This window comes from Nostoc sp. (assembly GCF_036917435.1).
Lineage (GTDB): Bacteria > Cyanobacteriota > Cyanobacteriia > Cyanobacteriales > Nostocaceae > Nostoc.
Map to the genome: position 1 here is coordinate 158,670 of NZ_JBALDM010000040.1, position 19,179 is coordinate 177,848.

General features: G+C 42.1%; 19 protein-coding genes. 9 read left to right on the forward strand and 10 right to left on the reverse strand.

The genetic code is table 11. From position 1 onward, the window contains the following. Positions 1-191: 191 nt before the first annotated feature. Both V7K98_RS19840 and V7K98_RS19845 read right to left on the reverse strand, forming a co-directional pair. Entirely contained in the window at positions 192-1,025 is an 834-nt protein-coding gene (locus V7K98_RS19840; RefSeq protein ID WP_335024848.1) for a metallophosphoesterase, read from the reverse strand. Between the two features lie 212 nt (positions 1,026-1,237). Then, positions 1,238-2,068 carry a metallophosphoesterase gene (locus V7K98_RS19845; RefSeq protein ID WP_335024849.1) on the reverse strand — a complete coding sequence of 277 codons (831 nt, stop codon included), beginning with the start codon at positions 2,066-2,068 and terminating at the stop codon, positions 1,238-1,240. 315 nt (positions 2,069-2,383) lie between these two features. On the opposite strand from V7K98_RS19845, the gene V7K98_RS19850 reads away from it, so the two are divergent. Beyond that, positions 2,384-3,553, forward strand: coding sequence for a nucleotide-binding protein (locus V7K98_RS19850; protein WP_335024851.1), 1,170 nt, complete (start codon positions 2,384-2,386; stop codon positions 3,551-3,553). Positions 3,554-3,673: 120 nt separating this feature from the next. On the opposite strand, the gene V7K98_RS19855 is transcribed toward V7K98_RS19850, so the two are convergent. After that, complete coding sequence (locus V7K98_RS19855; RefSeq protein WP_322644566.1) at positions 3,674-3,946, reverse strand: GlsB/YeaQ/YmgE family stress response membrane protein; 273 nt, start codon at positions 3,944-3,946, stop codon at positions 3,674-3,676. Between the two features lie 402 nt (positions 3,947-4,348). On the opposite strand from V7K98_RS19855, the gene V7K98_RS19860 reads away from it, so the two are divergent. The 3 genes from V7K98_RS19860 to V7K98_RS19870 all read left to right on the forward strand — a co-directional run bounded on the left by V7K98_RS19860 (position 4,349) and on the right by V7K98_RS19870 (position 6,721). Next, positions 4,349-4,981: a bifunctional 4-hydroxy-2-oxoglutarate aldolase/2-dehydro-3-deoxy-phosphogluconate aldolase gene (locus V7K98_RS19860; protein ID WP_335024855.1), complete on the forward strand. Its 633-nt coding sequence runs from the start codon at positions 4,349-4,351 to the stop codon at positions 4,979-4,981. Between the two features lie 113 nt (positions 4,982-5,094). Then, on the forward strand, positions 5,095-5,610 hold the full coding sequence (locus V7K98_RS19865) for a L,D-transpeptidase (RefSeq protein ID WP_335024857.1): 516 nt from the start codon (positions 5,095-5,097) through the stop codon (positions 5,608-5,610). Positions 5,611-6,181: 571 nt separating this feature from the next. After that, complete coding sequence (locus V7K98_RS19870; protein ID WP_335024859.1) at positions 6,182-6,721, forward strand: L,D-transpeptidase; 540 nt, start codon at positions 6,182-6,184, stop codon at positions 6,719-6,721. Positions 6,722-6,998: 277 nt separating this feature from the next. On the opposite strand, the gene V7K98_RS19875 is transcribed toward V7K98_RS19870, so the two are convergent. Both V7K98_RS19875 and V7K98_RS19880 read right to left on the reverse strand, forming a co-directional pair. Continuing rightward, the gene (locus V7K98_RS19875) at positions 6,999-7,307 is read right to left on the reverse strand and encodes a glycerophosphodiester phosphodiesterase family protein (RefSeq protein WP_335024861.1); all 309 of its coding nucleotides are present in this window, start codon (positions 7,305-7,307) and stop codon (positions 6,999-7,001) included. After that, the gene (locus V7K98_RS19880; RefSeq protein WP_335024863.1) at positions 7,291-8,241 is read right to left on the reverse strand and encodes a hypothetical protein; all 951 of its coding nucleotides are present in this window, start codon (positions 8,239-8,241) and stop codon (positions 7,291-7,293) included. The genes V7K98_RS19875 and V7K98_RS19880 overlap by 17 nt, the downstream gene beginning before the upstream one ends. Before the next feature lie 406 nt (positions 8,242-8,647). Between V7K98_RS19880 and ligA the strand changes: the two genes are divergently transcribed. Both ligA and V7K98_RS19890 read left to right on the forward strand, forming a co-directional pair. Beyond that, the gene (ligA, locus tag V7K98_RS19885; protein WP_335024865.1) at positions 8,648-10,684 is read left to right on the forward strand and encodes an NAD-dependent DNA ligase LigA; all 2,037 of its coding nucleotides are present in this window, start codon (positions 8,648-8,650) and stop codon (positions 10,682-10,684) included. A 302-nt stretch (positions 10,685-10,986) separates the two neighbouring features. Further along, on the forward strand, positions 10,987-11,832 hold the full coding sequence (locus tag V7K98_RS19890) for an SPFH domain-containing protein (protein ID WP_335024867.1): 846 nt from the start codon (positions 10,987-10,989) through the stop codon (positions 11,830-11,832). Here the strand turns inward: V7K98_RS19890 and folP are convergent. From folP to V7K98_RS19905, 3 genes are all read right to left on the reverse strand, one after another. Then, positions 11,829-12,689 (reverse strand): dihydropteroate synthase, encoded by an 861-nt coding sequence (folP, locus tag V7K98_RS19895; RefSeq protein WP_335024869.1) that lies wholly within the window; start codon positions 12,687-12,689, stop codon positions 11,829-11,831. The genes V7K98_RS19890 and folP overlap by 4 nt on opposite strands. 52 nt (positions 12,690-12,741) lie before the next feature. Continuing rightward, positions 12,742-13,473, reverse strand: a complete 732-nt coding sequence (gene tpiA / locus V7K98_RS19900; protein ID WP_335024975.1) for a triose-phosphate isomerase — start codon at positions 13,471-13,473, stop codon at positions 12,742-12,744. Between the two features lie 74 nt (positions 13,474-13,547). Continuing rightward, positions 13,548-13,673 (reverse strand): hypothetical protein, encoded by a 126-nt coding sequence (locus tag V7K98_RS19905; protein ID WP_335024871.1) that lies wholly within the window; start codon positions 13,671-13,673, stop codon positions 13,548-13,550. Positions 13,674-13,768: 95 nt separating this feature from the next. On the opposite strand from V7K98_RS19905, the gene V7K98_RS19910 reads away from it, so the two are divergent. Together V7K98_RS19910 and V7K98_RS19915 are read left to right on the forward strand one after the other, a co-directional pair. Beyond that, positions 13,769-15,250 (forward strand): GTP-binding protein, encoded by a 1,482-nt coding sequence (locus V7K98_RS19910; RefSeq protein WP_335024873.1) that lies wholly within the window; start codon positions 13,769-13,771, stop codon positions 15,248-15,250. Between the two features lie 6 nt (positions 15,251-15,256). Beyond that, positions 15,257-15,385, forward strand: coding sequence for a hypothetical protein (locus tag V7K98_RS19915; RefSeq protein ID WP_335024875.1), 129 nt, complete (start codon positions 15,257-15,259; stop codon positions 15,383-15,385). A gap of 426 nt (positions 15,386-15,811) precedes the next feature. Here the strand turns inward: V7K98_RS19915 and V7K98_RS19920 are convergent, their stop codons facing one another. Further along, positions 15,812-17,464: a mechanosensitive ion channel gene (locus V7K98_RS19920; protein WP_335024877.1), complete on the reverse strand. Its 1,653-nt coding sequence runs from the start codon at positions 17,462-17,464 to the stop codon at positions 15,812-15,814. 344 nt (positions 17,465-17,808) lie between these two features. Between V7K98_RS19920 and V7K98_RS19925 the strand changes: the two genes are divergently transcribed. Further along, a complete protein-coding gene (locus V7K98_RS19925; protein ID WP_335024879.1) occupies positions 17,809-18,249 on the forward strand; it encodes an SRPBCC family protein in 441 nt (146 codons plus the stop codon). 95 nt (positions 18,250-18,344) lie between these two features. Here V7K98_RS19925 and V7K98_RS19930 read toward each other — a convergent pair whose 3' ends face one another. Next, complete coding sequence (locus tag V7K98_RS19930; protein WP_335024881.1) at positions 18,345-19,169, reverse strand: SirB1 family protein; 825 nt, start codon at positions 19,167-19,169, stop codon at positions 18,345-18,347. Between the last annotated feature and the right edge of the window lie 10 nt (positions 19,170-19,179).

Here is a 19,179-nt window from a genome sequence, read left to right on the forward strand (position 1 = left end):
ACAATAAATGTTATGGCGGTTCTCGGTTGAGTGAGATACACCTGTAAGGGCACAGCACTGCTGTGCCCTTACACTTCACGGTTAATGTTGTACTTATCCATCGTAGCTTGCGGCGGTTTCTGCTTTGAGTGTTATTAATGAAATTGCACTCTGATAGATAAGGGCTGTCCTTTATCATGTAAGACCAATGACTAATGACCAACTAAGGTAATTACAGTCACTTCTGGCGGGCAAAATAAACGTCCTGGTTTATAAGTTCCTAAACCCCGATTGACATATAGTTGATTTTCTTGTACTTTGTGAAACCCTTGTGCCCACTCCCAATATCGTACTACTTTAGAACAGTCTCCTAGTAAAAATGTTACCCAAGACCGTAATTTTTTGGGAATTTGTTTGAGTAACTTTTTATAATAGAAAACTACAGGGCCAATGCCAGGAATTACAATGTGGCCGCCGTGGGTATGACCAGATAATTGCAAATCTACGCGCCATTGTTGTAGTATCTTCGCTGTATCTGGGTTATGGGATAAAACAATCCGGGGTGTAACAGAATCTAATTGATTCATGACTGGTGCAGGGTAAAATTCCCGTGACCAATAATCAGCTAGTCCTACCAATGGTAATTCTTTTCCGAATGGATAGGCGATTTCATTCCAAAGTACATGCACCCCAATGCTAGTTAACGCCTGTGTAACTTCTGCTTTTGAATGGCTGTAATAGATATCGTGATTACCCAGTACAGCGTAGATACCACAGCGACTTTGCAGATGTTTGAGTCGATGCACCAATTGGTGAATCGGTGTCGGATCGTCAGTTACGTAGTCACCAGTTAATACAATTAAATCCGGTTCAGCTTCGTTAGTAAGTGCGATCGCTCTTTCTAACATTTCTTCCGACAGCCGCAAACCATCGTAGTGAAAATCTGACAACTGCACTAGCGTTGTACCTTGTAAAGATGCTGGAAGTTCCGCAATCTTAACCGTGATTTTATCTACTCTTAAATGTCCCGTAAACAACCAATGCATAAGGCAAGTAATACTCCTCATACCAGCGCTTACAGCTTACCAAAAATAAAAATGTAACTTGATAAAGTGCAATAATTTATGTCATAAGCTCCAAAAAAATTAATTAGCCTAAATCCTAAAGATAAACAAAGAAGACCTTGATTTAGTTTGCAGGTACTCGTTAGCCAGAATACCTGCTGTGATTCCGTTTTTTATTTTGAAATTTGAATCGCTTACTCACTTTGTAGCGTAATTATAGTAACTTCTGGACGGCAAAATAACCGTCCGGGGAGATAAGTTCCCAAACCACGATTGACATACATCTGATTTTTTCCGATCCGATGTAAACCCTGTGCCCATTCCCAATGCTTGACTACAGAAACATTTACTTCAAAAAATGGCACTCGACGGCGCACTGCTAAGGGTATGTTTTTTGCAATCTTGCTGTAAATCAACGCCGCCGGCCCAAGTCCGGGAATTACGATTTGACCACCGTGAGTATGACCAGATAATTGTAAATCAACTCGCCATGCTTGCAGTGTCTCCGCAGTATCTGGGTTGTGGGATAATACAATACAGGGTGTGTCGGGGTTTAGTTGATTCATCACTGGTACAGGATTGAATTCCCGTGACCAACTATCCGCCAGTCCAACGAGTGGCAATTCTTTTCCTAGTGGGTAGGCAATTTCATTCCAAAGGACGTGGATACCAATGCTAGTAAGGGCATCTGTAATTTCTGATTTTGCATTTTTGTAATGTATATCATGATTGCCAAGAGCCGCATAGATACCACTACGACTTTGCAAATGTTTGAGTCGAAGTATCAGTTGATGAATCGGTGTCGGATCGTCAGTTACGTAGTCGCCAGTTAATAAAATTAAATCTGGTTTAGCTTCGTTAGTAACTGCGATCGCTTTTTCTAACATTTCTTCCGACAGCCGCAAACCATCGTAGTGAAAATCTGATAACTGCACCAGCTTCTTACCTTGTAACGATGCAGGCAACCCTGCAATCTTAACCGTCAATTTTTCAGTACTCAACGGCCCGGATAATAACCAGTGCATAAGACGTTCAATAAACTCTAATCATAGCGTTTACAGCTTAACCAAACATCGTTGCTTTGTATGTAGCGACTAGGGCAACTTTTTTAAAATTTCATGAAAGCTCTATCTCGTAGCGTATTTATACTCACTTAAATTAGACGCAGCTTTGTTGTTATTTTCTTTCAGAGTATGTTGCATTTATCTTATAAGCGAGCAGATAGTGGCAGATAGTGATTGAAGTTACGTATATAAATCAACTATACGGTCACGGTTTATTTTGGTAGATTATACTGTATTAGATACTACCGGATCGAACAAAAACACTTAAAGCTGTTTATGTCATCACTATTAGAACCACAATTCATCCAGGATTTTACCCACTTTGAGCAGCACGTAGCAAAACTGATCCATAAAGCGGGTTGGACAGTTGAAACTGCAAAGACCAATCAACCTGGCTACGATCTAGTGGTCAAAAAAGGAAACCTAGTTGGTGTTATTCAGGTTAAATGGCTAAAAGGTAATGTAACAGCGCCCCAGCTTTTAAAATTTGCTGACTTTTTAGATTCTAACGAAGGCAAAAAATTTAATTTTGGTTGGTTCATAACCACAAAAGGATTTGGCGGCCCAGCATTGGCATTAATCAGAAGCTGGGGTAAAGATACTAAAGTTCGCTGTGGGATTGCCCATGAAAATAAACTGGTTGCGATTGATTGCGATGGCGATTCTGTAATTGGTAACGGAGATAATAAGGATACTACCGAAGACACGCCAAAAAAAGTTTACTTTGGAATTTTTACCTGTAAAGGTGGAGTAGGAAAAACAACAGTAGCAGGACATTTGGCAGGGGCATTAGCACTGCAAGGATTTAATGTGGCACTTGTTGACTTAGATCCAGAACAAAATCTGCACAAATTAGTAGGTGATGGTGTTTTTGTTCCTAATCCTAAAGGTGTAGGTACAACTATTCAAGTATTTGATGGAGATGATTGGAATGAAGATGCTGCCCGTGACTGTCAAATAGTAATTTGTGATTGCTCGCCAGCACTAGAACGTAATCCTAAAAATCTAGTTCAGCGATTAGATTATTGTATTATCCCAACAACCTTTAATCCATTAGGGATAAGCAAGCATGGTAAAGTTATTAAAGAAACTGTTACACAAATACGTGAAATTAATAATTTAGCTCATTTATTTGTGTTAGTTAACAATTTCAAAGACCCTGGAATTAAACGTTTAAGGCTTTTGAAAGAAGTTTATAATAATGCTTATAAAGAAATTAGTAAAATAGATAATAAGTTTCATTGTATAGATCCAGAAGAAGTTTGTATTCGCGCTAGCGACCTCCTTTATTACTGGGGTATACATATCCTTGAAAACCCAGAAAATCCTGCGAGTAGATTAGCTTTTGATTTGGTTGGCGGAAGATGTTACCCGCGTGAAGATTTTATCAATTTAGCCGATTACATTGAAAGAGAAGCTGGTATAGCAATTCTTAGAGCTAATTAAGACTTGTAATAAAAAAATAGCTCCACCTTGATAACAGGCTGGCGCTATTTTTTTAATTTAATTCACGATAGTTAAAACAATTTACTAAATATCCTTCAGTCATTATCCGCAACTTTGCTTTTATACAGCACTGCGGTTGGTTATTAAATTCCACAAGAAAACTGCAACAATTGCACCAAGGACTGCTACTGCAATACCTGGAATGCTGAGACTCGGTGCTGCTAAACTTAATGTTCCTGTACTGAAAAATACTCCTAAACTACCGCCAACGAAAGCACCGATGATTCCTAACAAGATTGTTCCCAGAATTCCGCCACCTTGATGACCGGGGTAGATAGCCTTTGCGATCGCACCAGCAATTAGACCTAAAACAATCCAAGCAAGAATATTCATTGTTATTTATTGGGTAAACGTCTTTCACTCACGAATACATATTATCAATCTTAATCTTTTGATTTCATCTACCATCAGAATTAATCGTTAATATCCATGAGGAATAGTTTAATTGCAACTAGGTTTATTGATATTTACACGATAATTAGTTAAAAAAAGCTCCTAGTAGGTCTTTAACTAGAAGCCGTATCAAATTATTGCTTGGTAATTGTAGTATATGTCTTTTTAATTAGCTCTCTCCTCTACTAGAAGAATTAAGCTGAGTTTTCAGAGACTGTCTCTAAAGTAATGTAAAAGAAGTAAAATCAGCCGATGTCTACTATGGGCGTAGTTGCAGCAACTTGATTTTCACTATTCTCTAGTTCCCATTCCCTAGTCCTCAATCCCTAATTCCCAGTTAAAATGCCCAATCAAATTTGGTTATCACAGTTGCAAAGACATAGAGCGATCGCAGTTATCCGCGCCCCTAAAATTGAAGTGGGGCATCAAATGGCAATGGCTGTAGCATCTGGGGGAATGCAGATCGTTGAGATTACCTGGAATAGCGATCGCGCTGGAGAACTAATCAGTCAACTACGCTCAGAATTACCAGCCTGCACCATTGGTACTGGTACGCTATTCAATGTCGAACAGCTACAAGAAGCGATCGCATCTGGGGCGCAATTCCTCTTTACACCCCATGTTGACTCAGCAATGATTCAAGCAGCACAAGAAGAAAATGTACCCATTATCCCAGGGGCGCTGACTCCTACAGAAATTGTTACCGCTTGGAATCAGGGCGCTAGTTGTGTAAAAGTGTTTCCCGTGCAAGCAGTGGGAGGGGCTGATTATATCAAAAGTTTGCAAGGGCCACTAAGTCAGATTCCCTTAATTCCTACTGGCGGCGTGACTCTAGAAAATGCCAAAGAATTTTTGCAAGCCGGAGCGATCGCTATCGGTTTGAGCGGTGAATTATTTCCCAAAAAGCTTGTCACAGAGGGAAATTGGCAAGCGATCGCATCTAGGGCAAAAAAACTCATGCAACAGTTAGGTTAAATTAGAATCAAATCATCAAAAATTAACGTCTATTAAAGTAATAGATAAGGAAATAAAAGTGAAGCCTGATAAGTTTCTCAATACCTGATGATTTGAGTGTGAGTGTATCTAAAATGAAAAGACTTATTTATTCTGACTGGGTGCGTCGCTTAAAAATACTTCTTACTGGTACAGCACTTTCTTTAAGTGTTTTTACTACTACTGGAACAAGTGAAGTTTGGGCGAATTCCAAAGAGCAAGTGATTGCACAAACAATCCAGACATTACAACAATCAGATAAGCGCTGGATTCAAATCGATCTTTCAAGGCAACGCTTAATAGCTTGGGAAGGTGACAGAGTGGTTTATGGAAGTGCAATTTCCTCTGGCAAAAAAGCTACTCCCACTCTTGTTGGTACTTTTAAAATTCAATCCAAGTTCAAAACTACGCGGATGCGCGGAGAAGACTACAACGTTGACAACGTTCCTTATGTGATGTTTTACCAAGGTAATTACGGTATTCACGGTGCTTACTGGCATAAAAGATTTGGCACTCCAGTCAGCCACGGCTGTGTGAATCTCTCACCTAAACATGCAAAATGGCTATTCGAGTGGGCATCCATAGGGACACCAATAGTCATTCAGAAATAGTAGTTGAAGCAATCATAAGGCAATTTAGATAAAATCATTAATAACAACAAATCAAGACAATTGAGTGATTCCCAGCAATATTTTATGCTGGGAATCTTCGGAGTCGGAATTAATGGATTTGAAATAAAATATATAAGAGGGTATTCATCCCAAGTTTGGATTTTAGATTTGGGATTGAGGATTAAAAGTCTTTTCCTAATTTGATATTATCCGCTTTCCCCCAAATAAATAAGCGTAAATCCTGACAATTCCTGTGTGAAACTACAAATGCAAATATTAATTAGGGAAAAGTTTGCATTGACGCATTTAAATTACATATTTTTTGTAAAGGTTGTTCTTGGTCATTACAGCGTATTGCGGGTAAATGAAGTACACGGGTAGGGGCACAACATGTTGTGCCCCTACGAGGATCTGTACCTCACGCCTGTTGCAATCTGCTGTAAAGAATGATAAACAACCAATGACTAATTAGATGCGGATTAGTTTAGGACTTGTTTTGAAAAGTATTAGCGGATGAATTGCGTAAATCCTTCACTTCATGATTTTTGCGTACTTTAGAAGGTCAGGCATAATGCAATTCTGGATTCGTAGTGGTGGGATTCGTTCTTCAAAAACTTTTTGTACAAGCGTGGCGTTGGTGGTAGTGACTTTATTTTCGTGGTCGGCACCGTTAGCAGGCGATCGCCACTCTACCACAGCGATCGCTGCGTCACTCGATGAAAATGGCATCACTCAATCTAATCTCAGGCAAACATCCCAACCTCGCTGGATTGAAATTGACCTGTCAGAGCAACGCTTGCGTGCATGGGAAGGCAAAAAACTTGTTTATTCATACCGCATTTCTGGAGGAAAGCGATCTACCCCCACACCCATAGGTAGATTTCGGATTAATTCTAAGTATCGCACTCACCGGATGCGAGGCAAGGGCTACAATATTCCTGATGTTCCTTACACAATGTATTTTTACGAAGGCTATGCCATCCACGGTGCTTACTGGCATAATCGTTTTGGCACTCCAGTTAGCCACGGTTGCGTGAATTTACCTGTTAAGCAAGCACGCAATGTTTACAACTGGGCTAGCTATGGAACTTTAGTAGTGGTACATAAATAAAAAATAGTCTTGTTCAAGCGCTATCTCTGACGACAAGTCGCTGCGCGTCTAAGCACCTAAGCTATAGTTTCTAGACCATCGATTCAGTAATCAAAAATCTAACCCTCCAGCCCCTAACCCTACAAGGGTTGGGCGAGCTAAACTCCCCTCTCCGAAGCCGAGAGAGGGGTAGGGTTATCAACAGTAGTCCAAATATCTATAGGAATCCTACTTGAATCTTGCTCAGTATACTGAGAAGTCAAGCTTTGTATGTCAAGCTTCTAGGCAGCTTGATTGTTCAAAAATCAAATAGGAGTCCTATAGAATTACCTAGATTTAGTGAGTATTTTCTAGAATTAGCAATCTCTTCAAAACCTGATGCAGTAACTAAGTCTGCATGGCTTGCAACATCAGTAGTTTCCGAAATCTCATTTTCGTGACGAGCAATTAAAACGCCGTCTTTGGTAGAAACTAAATCAGGTTCAATATAATCAGCACCCAAGGCAATGGCTAATTCATAAGCAGCTAAAGTATCTTCTGGACGATAGCCGCTAGCGCCTCGGTGTGCAATGATAATTGGAGATGTTGTACTAATAGCCACTGACATCAACTAATCGATATCCTTCACCAACCAATTTGTCAAAAGTCGCTTGATACTGGGCTGAAGTCAATCCATGTCGCGCTTGCCAAGCTGGGCTATCAGACTTTTCCCAAATAGCGGCGTATCGGTTTTGTCCGTTCACATCATAACCACTGACATCAACTAATCGATATCCTTCACCAACTAGTTTGTCAAAAGTCGCTTGATACTGGGCTGAAGTCAATCCATGTCGTGCTTGCCAAGCTGGGCCGCCAGACTTCACCCAAATAGCCGCGTATCGGTCTTGTCCGTTGACATCATAACCACTAACATGAACTAATCGATATCCTTCGCCAACCAGTTTGTCAAAAGTCGCTTGATACTGAGATGAAGTCAATCCATGTCGTGCTTGCCAAGCTGGGCTATCAGACTTTTCCCAAATAGCGGCATATCGGTCTTGTCCATTCACGCTGTAACCACTAACGTGAACTAATCGATATCCTTGGCCAACTAGTTTGTCAAAAGTCGCTTGATACTGAGATGAAGTCAATCCATGTCGCGCTTGCCAAGCTGGGCCGCCAGACTTCACCCAAATAGCGGCGTATCGGTCTTGTCCGTTGATATCATAACCACTGACATCAACTAATCGATATCCTTCACCAACCAGTTTGTCAAAAGTCGCTTGATACTGGGCTGAGGTCAATCCATGTCGTGCTTCCCAAGCTGAACCACCAGACTTGACCCAAATAGCAGCATATCGTTCTTTTCCGTTAGCTATTGCTTGTCTTGTGTCATGAGGAATTTTCTGTAACTGGACAACATTTTGAGCAATTACTTTTGTGTTTGTTTTGGTATTGCTGACACTATTAGCAAAGTTAATAGGAGCGGCAAAAGCGGAACTGATTAAAGTTGCAAGTAACGCTGCACTAGAGGCAGTAAATGTTAAAGAGCGGATAAACATATTAGGAAAATAAAACTCTAAATTTGGACTGTGCTTACTAAATAGGTTTGGATTTATTTTTTTATGCAATACCCAGTTAGCAATGCTGGCAATTGTGTATACCCCTGATTTGTAGGCGATTCCTGAATTCAGGATACTGATATTATGTTTGTATACTTTAGGTGTATATCTACTATGTAATCTGGGATAAATCAAGATTGCTTTACTAGTAATGAAAGCTGCTGAAAGATATCCTGTACTTCCTTGCCCTTGTTGTGGCGATCGCCAACCAAGACATGCAATTTGGGTAGAATATAATAAAGATTAATTCCTAAAAGCCTTGATTTCACGGGTTAGTTGCAACAATCCAAACAATAGGCTTCATTATCTTTAAATTCTATTCGCTAGATATTTTGTAATTATTCTAATGACACAGATTAAGCCGGAAGTAAAGCGCACAGAAGAATTGCGCCAGTTATTGCAACAAGCTAGCTATGCTTATTACGTCTTAGATGCTCCAATGATGGAGGATGCAGTCTATGACCAGCTATATCGAGAATTGCAACAACTAGAAATTGAATATCCAGAGTTGACAGCACGCGATAGTCCGACTCAGCGCGTGGGTGAAAAACCGGCAACGCAGTTTACCTCGGTGCGGCATAATATCCCCCTGTACAGTCTAGAGAATGCATTCAATATTGATGAGTTGCAAGGGTGGGATCAGCGTTGGCGGCGACAAGTACCGAAAATAGATTCGGTGGAATATGTCACTGAACTGAAAATTGATGGTTCTGCTTTGGCTCTTACCTACCAAGATGGGATTCTAGTTAGAGGGACAACTAGGGGTGATGGCGTTATGGGTGAAGATATCACCCAAAATGTACGGACAATTCGCTCAATTCCCTTGCGTTTGAATTTTGAAGGGTTAGAAATTCTCGAAAGGGTGGAAGTACGCGGCGAGGCGTTTTTGCCGTTGGAAGTATTTAAACAAATTAATGAGGAAAGGCAAAAAGCGAGCGAGCAATTATTCGCCAATCCCCGTAATGCCGCAGCAGGTACACTTAGACAACTAGACTCGCGCATTGTCGCTAAACGGCGATTAGATTTCTTTGGCTATACCCTACACATTCCTGGTAGAGATGACACCAGTATTGCTAATACCCAATGGGAAGCGTTGGAGTTGTTAGAAAAGATGGGTTTTCGAGTCAACCCCAACCACAAACTTTGTCCCGCGATCGCAGAAGTGGCAAAATATTATGAATATTGGGATACGGAACGCCTGAATTTACCCTACATGACTGATGGAGTGGTAGTAAAGTTGAACTCTTTTAAACTCCAAGAACAGCTAGGGTTTACCCAGAAATTTCCTCGCTGGGCAGTTGCGTTAAAGTACCCCGCCGAAGAAGCACCCACCCGTGTGGAAAATATTGCTGTAAATGTCGGACGAACGGGGGCGTTAACACCATTAGCAGAAATGCGCCCTGTGCAACTGGCGGGGACAACAGTTTCTCGCGCCACTTTACATAATAGCGATCGCATTGCTCAATTAGATATCCGCATTGGCGATACTGTCATTATCCGCAAAGCTGGAGAAATCATTCCAGAAGTGGTGAGGGTATTAAAAGAACTCCGTCCTGCTGATACCGAACCCTTCGTTATGCCCACCCATTGCCCAGTGTGTAATCAACCAGTGGTAAGAGAATCAGGTGAGGCGGTAACTCGGTGTATCAACGCTTGCTGTGCGGCGATTCTCAAAGGTTCTATTGAACATTGGGTAAGTCGTGATGCTTTGGATATTAAAGGTTTGGGCGAAAAATGTGTGCATCAACTCGTTGATAAAGATTTCGTGCGTTGCGTTGCTGATTTATATGAGTTGACACCAGACAAATTGTATGAATTGGAAAGAATGGGACAAAAGTCAGCAGAGAAATTAGTGGATGCGATCGCTCAATCAAAAAATCAACCTTGGTCAAGGGTATTGTATGGTTTAGGTATCCGTCACGTTGGCAGTGTGAATGCTCAACTTTTGACTCAGAAATATTTCACCGTAGACCAGTTAGCCACAGCAAAACAATCAGATATTGAAGGAATTTACGGTATCGGTGCTGAAATTGCCCAATCTGTGTACCAGTGGTTTCGGATTGATGCCAACCAAACTTTGATAGAACGCCTGCAAGCAGAAGGATTGCAATTAACTGCCCCAGAAGAGACAAAAGCAGTTGGTGATGGTAATCAAAAGTTTGCAGGTAAGACTTTTGTCGTTACAGGGACATTGCCAACCTTAAAGCGAGATGAAGCAAAGGCTTTGATTCAAAAAGCCGGTGGAAAAGTGACTGATTCCGTGAGTAAAAAAACAGATTATCTGGTGGTAGGAGAAGATGCCGGTTCTAAATTAGAAAAAGCGCTCTCTTTAGGAATTACGCAGTTAACCGAGGCGCAGTTGTTGGAAATGCTTAACGAATAATTCTTAAGGAAGCAGGGGTTGAGTCGATGGCGAGTATTATCTCCCCACCTCTGAGTTAAATCAGTACAAGTAATGTTAATTACATGAATTAGTCCTTGCCAGGGTGCGATCGAGGTGCTTTAATAGCGATCGCATTCCGCAAAATAGTTTTACTTACAAAATATGTACAAGACGCGCAGTGACTCGACATCGCTGCTGGTGTTGATAAAATTACAGACTTAAAACATTAAACTCTAAAGATATGACAATCTAGTAGCATATCTTTGACACTAAATTCTCCCGAAAGCTGAATAGGAGCATACATGGAGCCAATTATTGCTATAGTTTTAGCCCTTATAGGTTATGCATTAGGTTCTGCAAAACTGATTAATCAAGGTAATGAAGCCCTAGTCGAACGCTTGGGGCGGTATCATCGGAAACTTAAGCCAGGGCTAAACTTTATTGTTCCCTTGGTAGATCAGGTTGTGATGGAAGATACTACACGAGAGCAAATTCTAGACATTAAGCCTCAAGAGGTGATCACCCAAGATAATATTTCTGTGGAAGTGGACGGTGTTGTGTACTGGCGCATCAAAGATATTGAGAAAAGCTTTTATGCTATTGAGGATCTGCAAGGGGCGCTGACACAGGTGGCTACAACAACGCTCCGGGAAGTCATTGCCCAGAACACCTTGGAGCAAACCAATGTCTCTAGACTAGAGATGCACTCAGCCCTCTTATTCGAGTTAAATAGTATAACGGCAGATTGGGGAGTTGAGATTATGCGGTTAGACCTTCAGAGAATTACCCTACCTGAAAGTGTACGAAAATCTAGGGAAGAGGAGCAAGCCGCCGTAATCAAAAAACGGGCGCTGATTACTGAAGCAGAAGGGGAAAAAGAAGCTTCTATTAAGAAAGCAGAAGGAACTATGGCTTCAGTGCAAATCATCTCTCAAGCTCTCCGTTCCAATCCCGATAGTAGAGATATTTTGCGGTATCTTGTGGCTCAAGATTATGTAGATGCTAGCCAAAAACTTGGTGAGAGTGCTAATGCCAAAATTGTCTTTGTAGATCCAGCTAACTCAAGCGAGATGTTTCAGGAGTTGATAGCCCGCACAGCAGAAAATCCAGAAGGTAACGGCAAAAAACACGAAAGCGGTAATACCTAACAATCATGCTGTGTAGCTTGTCTCAATAGGGCATCGGCTACTAGTGAAACATCGCGCATTTCTTGAACATCGTGAACTCGGAGGATATCAGCACCATTAAAAATAGCAGCACAACAAGCTGCTGCCGTTCCCCAAACTCGTGCTTTGGGATCTGGTTGATTTAAAATGCGGCCAATGAAACTTTTACGAGATGCTCCTACCAAGATAGGGCAGTTGAGTGTTGTTAGCGATCGCAAGCCGCGAAAAATTTCTAAATTTTGCTCATAGTTCTTAGCAAAACCAACACCAGGATCAATAATAATTTTATCCCGGTCAATGCCCGCAGCAGTTGCTAAGTCAATTTGTCGAGCCAAAAAATTAGAAATCTCTCTGAGCAAATCTTGATAATCAGTTTGTTGTTGCATCGTCTGTGGTGTCCCACGGATATGCATTAAAATAATCGGCACACTTAACTCTGCAACTGTTAGCAACATTTCTGAGTCAAAAGTGCCGCCAGAAATATCATTAATAATATCCGCTCCAACTTCTACAGATGCCCTGGCTACAGCCGCACGGGTTGTATCTACAGAAATCGGGACTGAAATTTCTGGTCTTAGCACCTGTAGCACCGATAACACCCGCTCAAGTTCCTCAGCCAGAGTTATTTGTTTTGCCCCTGGCCGCGTTGATTGACCGCCCACATCGATAATGTCAGCACCAGCAGCTACGAGTGTTTGCGCCTGTACTAAAGCGGCAGAGGTAGTGTTAAACTCACTTCCATCACTAAAGCTATCAGGCGTTACATTCAAAATACCCATCAAATAAGTTCGCTGTCCCCACTCGAAACAGCGTTCTCGAATTATTAAGTTGTTTGGCATAAATCTACATTAGGCATTCCCATGCAGAGCATGGGAACGAAAAGAAAACATATTACACTAAATGAAAATTCACAATCCGAGCGAAACTTTCAGCTTCTAAACTTGCTCCTCCCACTAAAACGCCATCGATTTCTGGTTGAGCCATGATTTCATCAATATTATTTGGCTTAACTGAGCCACCATATTGAATTGATACATTTGGATTACTCAACTGGCTCCGAATTAAGCCAATTATTCGATTAGCTTCCACCGCTTCACAAGTTTCACCAGTGCCAATTGCCCAAATTGGCTCATAAGCAATCACCAAATTATTTTGATCTATATCTATCAAACCTTTGTCAAGTTGGAGAGCAATCAGTGATTCGGTTTCTCCTGCATCTCGTTGTTGTTTAGTTTCACCAACACAGAGAATAGGAGTCAAACCAAACCTTTGAGCAGTTCGGAGGCGTAGATTAACAGTTGCGTCCGTTTCACCAAAGTATTGCCGTCGTTCGCTATGACCGACAATCACAAAGCGCACACCACTTTCTGTCAGCATTGGGCCAGAAATTTCACCCGTATAGGCTCCAAATTCTTCCCAATGGATATTTTGTGCCCCCAGTTGGATGAGGCTACCGTGCAAAGTTTTGGACAAAACACTTAAATCAGTGAAAGGAGGGCACAATATCACTTCTCGCCCTTGGGGGGTTTCCTCTAAGTGGGGCAGAAATCCTTGTAAAAACTCCTGGGTTTCTGCCTGGGTTTTATACATTTTCCAGTTGCCGGCAATAACGATTTTCCGCACAGGTAATTTAGTCAAGATTCTAACGTGCTATTTAGATGCATTTTTCAGTTTATGACGTTTTGTTAGTCATTGGTCTATAAATTGGGCATTGAGCATTGGGCATGGGGCATGGGGCATGGGGCATGGGGCATGGGGCATGGGGCATTGGGCATTGGGCATTGGGCATATTTAATTCCCCTTGTCTTCTTTGTCTGCATCATCTCGCTAAACCCCTCATAAAAATAACTAGGATGGTAAATGAACTGTATCTAAAATTTAAAAATCTAAAATCTAAAATCTAAAATCTAAAATTAATATGACTTCGACATTGCCTGTGCCTGAACCTCATCAAAGCGATTCTGCTAACACTGAAGCAAATTCTCCTAGTTGGGAGGAAGAACTAGATAATGCTATTTTCAGTTTTGAAGACATTCAGACGGAACTGAACTATAAACAAGCACAAACGGCGCTGCGAAACTTGGTAGCTAATCTCGACCTCACCCCACAAGAAAAAACTGGATTGGAAACGGAAATTGCTGATTTGGAAACCATGTTGGGGAAGTTAGACCGGATGGTGGTGCAAATTGCGGCTTTTGGCATGGTAGGACGTGGTAAGTCTTCGCTACTCAATGCTTTGGTTGGACAAACAGTATTTGAAACTGGGCCACTGCACGGTGTCACCCGGACTGCACAAACAGTTAATTGGAGTATTAGTGAGGAAGCGATTGGAGAAACTGAACTTGCTCTACGGGTTACTCTCCCTGGTGTAGGTCAATCGCAGGTGGAATTAATTGATACTCCTGGGTTAGACGAAGTTGATGGTGCAACCCGTGCCGCGTTAGCTGAACAAATTGCCAAACAAGCGGATTTGATTCTGTTTGTGATTTCTGGGGACATGACAAAGTTAGAATACGCCGCCCTTTCTCAGTTGCGGGAAGCTGGTAAACCGATCATTCTGGTGTTTAACAAAGTAGACCAGTATCCAGAAGCAGATCGGATGGCCATTTATCACAAAATTCGGGATGAAAGGGTGCGGGAATTACTCACGCCTTTAGAAATTGTCATGGCTGCGGCATCGCCATTGGTGAAAACGGCAATTCGTCGCGCTGATGGGACTAGGGGCATACAGTTGCGTACAGGAAATGCCCAAGTCGAAGAACTGAAGCTGAAAATCTTGGAGATTCTGCATCGTGAGGGTAAAGCCTTGGTTGCTCTTAATACCATGCTTTATGCGGACGTTGTAAATGAGCAGTTAATCGAACGAAAACTGATGATTCGGGAACAGAATGCCAATCAGTTGATTTGGAAGGCTGTGATGACTAAGGCATTAGCGATCGCACTTAATCCTGTAACTGTGGTAGATATTCTGAGTAGTGTAGTTATTGATATTGCTCTGATTTTGGGTTTATCTAAGCTCTATGGCTTCTCTATGACCGAAGCCGGAGCCGTACAACTGCTACAAAAAATCGCCCTGAGTATGGGCGGAATTGGTGCTAGTGAATTGTTAGCAAACTTGGGCTTGAGTGGATTGAAAACCTTACTTGGTATCTCTGCAACAGCTACCGCAGGTATTGCCCTTGGCCCTTATATATCAGTGGCACTCACGCAAGGGGGAGTAGCTGGTGTTTCTTCTTACGGTATTGGACAAGTTACCAAAGTTTATTTAGCCAACGGCGCGACTTGGGGGCCTGATGGGCCGAAAGCAGTGATTAATCGGATTTTAGCAAACCTGGATGAAACCTCAATTCTCAACCGGATTAAAGATGAATTGCTGCATAAGGTAAAACTGAGGAAATGAGGGGAATTGGGAATTGGGAATTGGGAATTGGGAGAAGAGATTAACCAATGCCCAATGCCCAATGCCTTGAAGAAGGTTAAACACGCAGTTTATTTTGAGCGATCGCTACCTAATTGCTCTTTAATCACAGTGTAGTTCTTCTTAACGCTTGCTATGAAGCCCTAAGTTAGTAAAAATAACTGCTGTTTCAGCCGTATTTTAGTATTAGTTTAGCGATCAAAGCCAAGTTTTCGAGCAGACAACTCGGCAGTCTGACCTTTTAACTCGGCAGTTCGACCTTTTAACTCGGTAGTTCGACCTTTTAACTTGGAAGTTCGACCTTTTAACTCGGCAGTCCGACCTTTTAGCTTGGCAGTTTGACCTTTTAACTTGGAAGTCCGACCTTTTAACTCGAAACTTGAGCTTCTGAACTCAAAATGTCAAGTTCTACACTCAAATTTCGAGCTTCTAAGTTGTAACTTTCAACCTTTTAGGTAAAATTGCCGATAGATTTTTCCCACTATTAATGCTTAGGGCTGCACTTTTTGAGATTTACAGAATAAATTGCGTCTTCATCAACTTTTAGTTTCTACCTTTGAAAGAGTTGAGCCATTCTTGAACTTGCTCGCGGGCAATATCGCGTCCTCCAAGACCAAAGGCTAGGGCAATAGCAACTGCGATCGCACCGAGTAAAAGTCCAAAGGCTAACTTGACAATATCACTGCCAATTCCAATCTGTTGCAGTGCCATTGCCGAGACTAAGGCAATAATTGCAATCCGCGCCACTTGTCCCAAAATCTCTGCCTGACGTTCGCCGGAACTGGTAATGATATTAAAAGCCAGATTTGCCAAGAATAAGCCAATAGCAAAGATCGCCAATGCCGTCAAAATCCGCCCGAATACGATCACAATGCCATACACTAACGTTGTCAGGGCTGGAATATTCAAGATATTCACTGCCGCCACCGTTGCAAACAACATGATACCCACTAAGGCAACAATACCCCCAATTTCCGATGGAGTACGGTTTGGAGTATGAGGAGGTGTTGGTTCAGTTGAAATTTCGATGCGTCTAGTGGGTGTTGTCAAACCCAAAACGGTGAAAATGTTATTAAATCCTAAATTGGTGAGGATACTTGTAACCAGATCCGCGACAAATTTCCCCACGAAATAGGCAACAATTAAAATTGCGACAGCTGTAAAGATTGCAGGTAGGGCATTAAGAACCTGTTGCAGCATGGCGATCGCTGGGATAGATATCGCATCAATTCGCAAGGCATTAAGCGCTGCGATCGCCACAGGAATCAAAATCAAAACATAGACAATTGTGCCAATAATATTGGATAGAGGTTGCACCCCCTGAGCCGCAGATAATCCTAAGCGACTACCTAAATGGTCGATACCAGTTGTAGCCAGCAAGTTAGTCACAATCCGCCGCACCACATTAGCTATAAACCAACCAATTACAGCAATTAGCGCCGCCGCTAAAATGTTTGGCAGAACTAGCAGAACTTGTGTAATTAGGGCTTGTACTGGTTGTAGAGCCTGCCTTAGTCCTAGAGTATCTAAAACTGGGGCGAGAAACAGTAAAAAGATAAACCAATACAGAGCATTGCCAATCGTGTCACTTAGAGACAACTGATTCAGGCTGGGTGCGTTGTTTTCTGGTTCTGGATTCAAACGCTCATCTAGATTAAATGCTTGTAACGATCGCACAGTGATAATCTTCACAATGGTCGCCAAAAACCAGGCTGTTGCCAAAAGGATTCCTCCACCAACCAACTTTGGCAAAAAGCCAATAAGTTGATCGAGAAAATTATTGAGGGGTCGAGAGGCAATTTCCAGATCCAACGTCTGTAAAACAGCTACCGCCGTCAATAGGATAATGCTCCAAAAGACCAAGCCGGAGATTAATTTCTCCACTTGGGGAACATCTTGACGACCCGTTATCCCTGCGGCAATGCGATTATCTATGTTTGTGCGCTTGAGGATTCCTTGGGTTACTGCTGTTGCGATCGCTGCAATTAGCCAACCTACTAACAAAATTGCTACTGCCCCTAGTAGACGGGGCGTAAACAGAATTATCTGCTGAACAATACCTTGCACATCAGCAATTCCTTGATTCACTGCTGGTTGTATCGGTTGCAGGCTAGGCGATTGTGCCAAAAATTGCTGCACCTCCATGTGCAAACCAACTCCTATGACCTGAGTTATTCCTTGCCAAGTTGTGTTCATGGTTTTCGGAAATTAAGCTTAAGTATTCGCCGCAAACACTGAGTAAGTGTTTTGCCTATCAATTTACCAGTAAACACATACATATTTTGATTTAATCTATTGGAATTGGGAATTGGGAATTGGGAATTGGGAATTGGGAATTGGGAATTGGGCATTGGGAATTGGGCATTGGGAATTGGGCATTGATCAATAGTTCTTCTTCCCCTGCTTCCCCTGCCTCCCCTGCCTCCCCTGCCTCCCCTGCTCCCCTGCCTCCCCTGCTCCCCTGCTCCCCTGCCTCCCCACTCCCTATTTCGCTTAATTTTGCGTTACTCTAATTGCAGCAACAGCATCAAAGATGTGGAATGCCTCAAGTTTTAGAACAATCGATTCAAATTAATGCTACGGCTACAGTGGTAGAGCGCTGTATTAGCGATTTAGCTATCATGCAACGCTGGCTCAACCCCGTCCTCCGTTGCGAACCTGTGGGTGAAGCTTGGAGTACTGATGTAGGCAGTGAAAGTCGTTTTATCATTCAAATTCCTCTACTGAAACCGACATTGAATAGCGTAGTTGTGGAAAGACAACCGGGTTTGGTAGTTTGGGAATTCCAGGGATTTTTTCAAGGGCGCGATCGCTGGGAATGTCAACCAAAAGAATTGGGAACGCTTCTACTGAACCGTTTTGAGTTTGATATTCCTAATCCCTTAGTAAGTTGGGGTTTCAACACCTTCGCCGCATCTTGGACAAAACAAGATATGCAAGCCCAACTCCGCCGTCTCAAACGAGTCGCAGAAAATTCTTAATTGGGCATTGGGCATTGGGCATTGGGCATTGGGCATTGGGCATTGGGAAAGAAACTTGTTAAATAATTTCCCGTCATCTCACCATTCCCCATTCCCTATTCCCCATTCCCCAATTCAGTAAGTAGCCGCCGAACCATTGATGCATCCTGGGCATCAGGAACTTTTGCTAAATAATTTTGTAAATCGCCTACTGCTTGGGGGTAGTTACCAAGTTGATAGGAGATCAGACCGCGATCGCGCAACTCTAAAGTTAAATTAGGAAAAAGCAATAAAATTCGTTCAATCACGGCGAGGGTTTTTTCTAACTCTTGTTGTTTAATATAAATAAATTTTAAATTTGTCAGCATCCGTGCCAAAAATTGCCGATTAGTGACTACGGCTAAAAATTCTGGTTGTAACGTCACGGGTTGCTGATAAATCTGAGACAGCCGTTCCTCGCAATCTTGGGCGAATATGATTTCACCGCCATTGAAGGCATCGACGAAAATTTCTATATCTGGAATATCTGGGCGGATTAGAAAATGTCCTGGCATCCCCACACCCACCATCGGAAAATCAATTCGTCGGGCAACCTCTAGGTAAACCAACGCCAAGCTAATCGGAATCCCCACTCGGCGGTCAATTACATCATTTAAAAAGCTGTTGCGTGGGTCATAATAGTCAATTTTATTACCAGAAAACTTTAAATCTTCGTATAGATACTGATTAATATTTTGAACGATCCGCAAAGGATATCGTGAGTCTGGTAGGCGTTCTTGAAGCTCCCATGCCATTGTATCAAGGGCGTTGAGATATTCCTCTGGATCTAGCTTGGGATATTCTTCTTGTGCAATATACAAAGCTGCCTTTGCTAGGTTAATATGCTCGTCAGCCTGCTGAATTTCCTGGTAAAAATATTGTCTTGCTGACGATAAATTCATAAGCTGTTGC

Coding starts and splice junctions, on each gene's coding strand:
- V7K98_RS19840 (WP_335024848.1), bottom strand. CDS start 1,025: ATGCATTGGTTGTTTACGGGACATTTAAGAGTAGATAAAATCACGGTT.
- V7K98_RS19845 (WP_335024849.1), bottom strand. CDS start 2,068: ATGCACTGGTTATTATCCGGGCCGTTGAGTACTGAAAAATTGACGGTT.
- V7K98_RS19850 (WP_335024851.1), top strand. CDS start 2,384: ATGTCATCACTATTAGAACCACAATTCATCCAGGATTTTACCCACTTT.
- V7K98_RS19855 (WP_322644566.1), bottom strand. CDS start 3,946: ATGAATATTCTTGCTTGGATTGTTTTAGGTCTAATTGCTGGTGCGATC.
- V7K98_RS19860 (WP_335024855.1), top strand. CDS start 4,349: ATGCCCAATCAAATTTGGTTATCACAGTTGCAAAGACATAGAGCGATC.
- V7K98_RS19865 (WP_335024857.1), top strand. CDS start 5,095: ATGAAAAGACTTATTTATTCTGACTGGGTGCGTCGCTTAAAAATACTT.
- V7K98_RS19870 (WP_335024859.1), top strand. CDS start 6,182: ATGCAATTCTGGATTCGTAGTGGTGGGATTCGTTCTTCAAAAACTTTT.
- V7K98_RS19875 (WP_335024861.1), bottom strand. CDS start 7,307: ATGTCAGTGGCTATTAGTACAACATCTCCAATTATCATTGCACACCGA.
- V7K98_RS19880 (WP_335024863.1), bottom strand. CDS start 8,241: ATGTTTATCCGCTCTTTAACATTTACTGCCTCTAGTGCAGCGTTACTT.
- ligA (WP_335024865.1), top strand. CDS start 8,648: ATGACACAGATTAAGCCGGAAGTAAAGCGCACAGAAGAATTGCGCCAG.
- V7K98_RS19890 (WP_335024867.1), top strand. CDS start 10,987: ATGGAGCCAATTATTGCTATAGTTTTAGCCCTTATAGGTTATGCATTA.
- folP (WP_335024869.1), bottom strand. CDS start 12,689: ATGCCAAACAACTTAATAATTCGAGAACGCTGTTTCGAGTGGGGACAG.
- V7K98_RS19905 (WP_335024871.1), bottom strand. CDS start 13,673: ATGATGCAGACAAAGAAGACAAGGGGAATTAAATATGCCCAATGCCCA.
- V7K98_RS19910 (WP_335024873.1), top strand. CDS start 13,769: ATGACTTCGACATTGCCTGTGCCTGAACCTCATCAAAGCGATTCTGCT.
- V7K98_RS19920 (WP_335024877.1), bottom strand. CDS start 17,464: ATGAACACAACTTGGCAAGGAATAACTCAGGTCATAGGAGTTGGTTTG.
- V7K98_RS19925 (WP_335024879.1), top strand. CDS start 17,809: ATGCCTCAAGTTTTAGAACAATCGATTCAAATTAATGCTACGGCTACA.
- V7K98_RS19930 (WP_335024881.1), bottom strand. CDS start 19,169: ATGAATTTATCGTCAGCAAGACAATATTTTTACCAGGAAATTCAGCAG.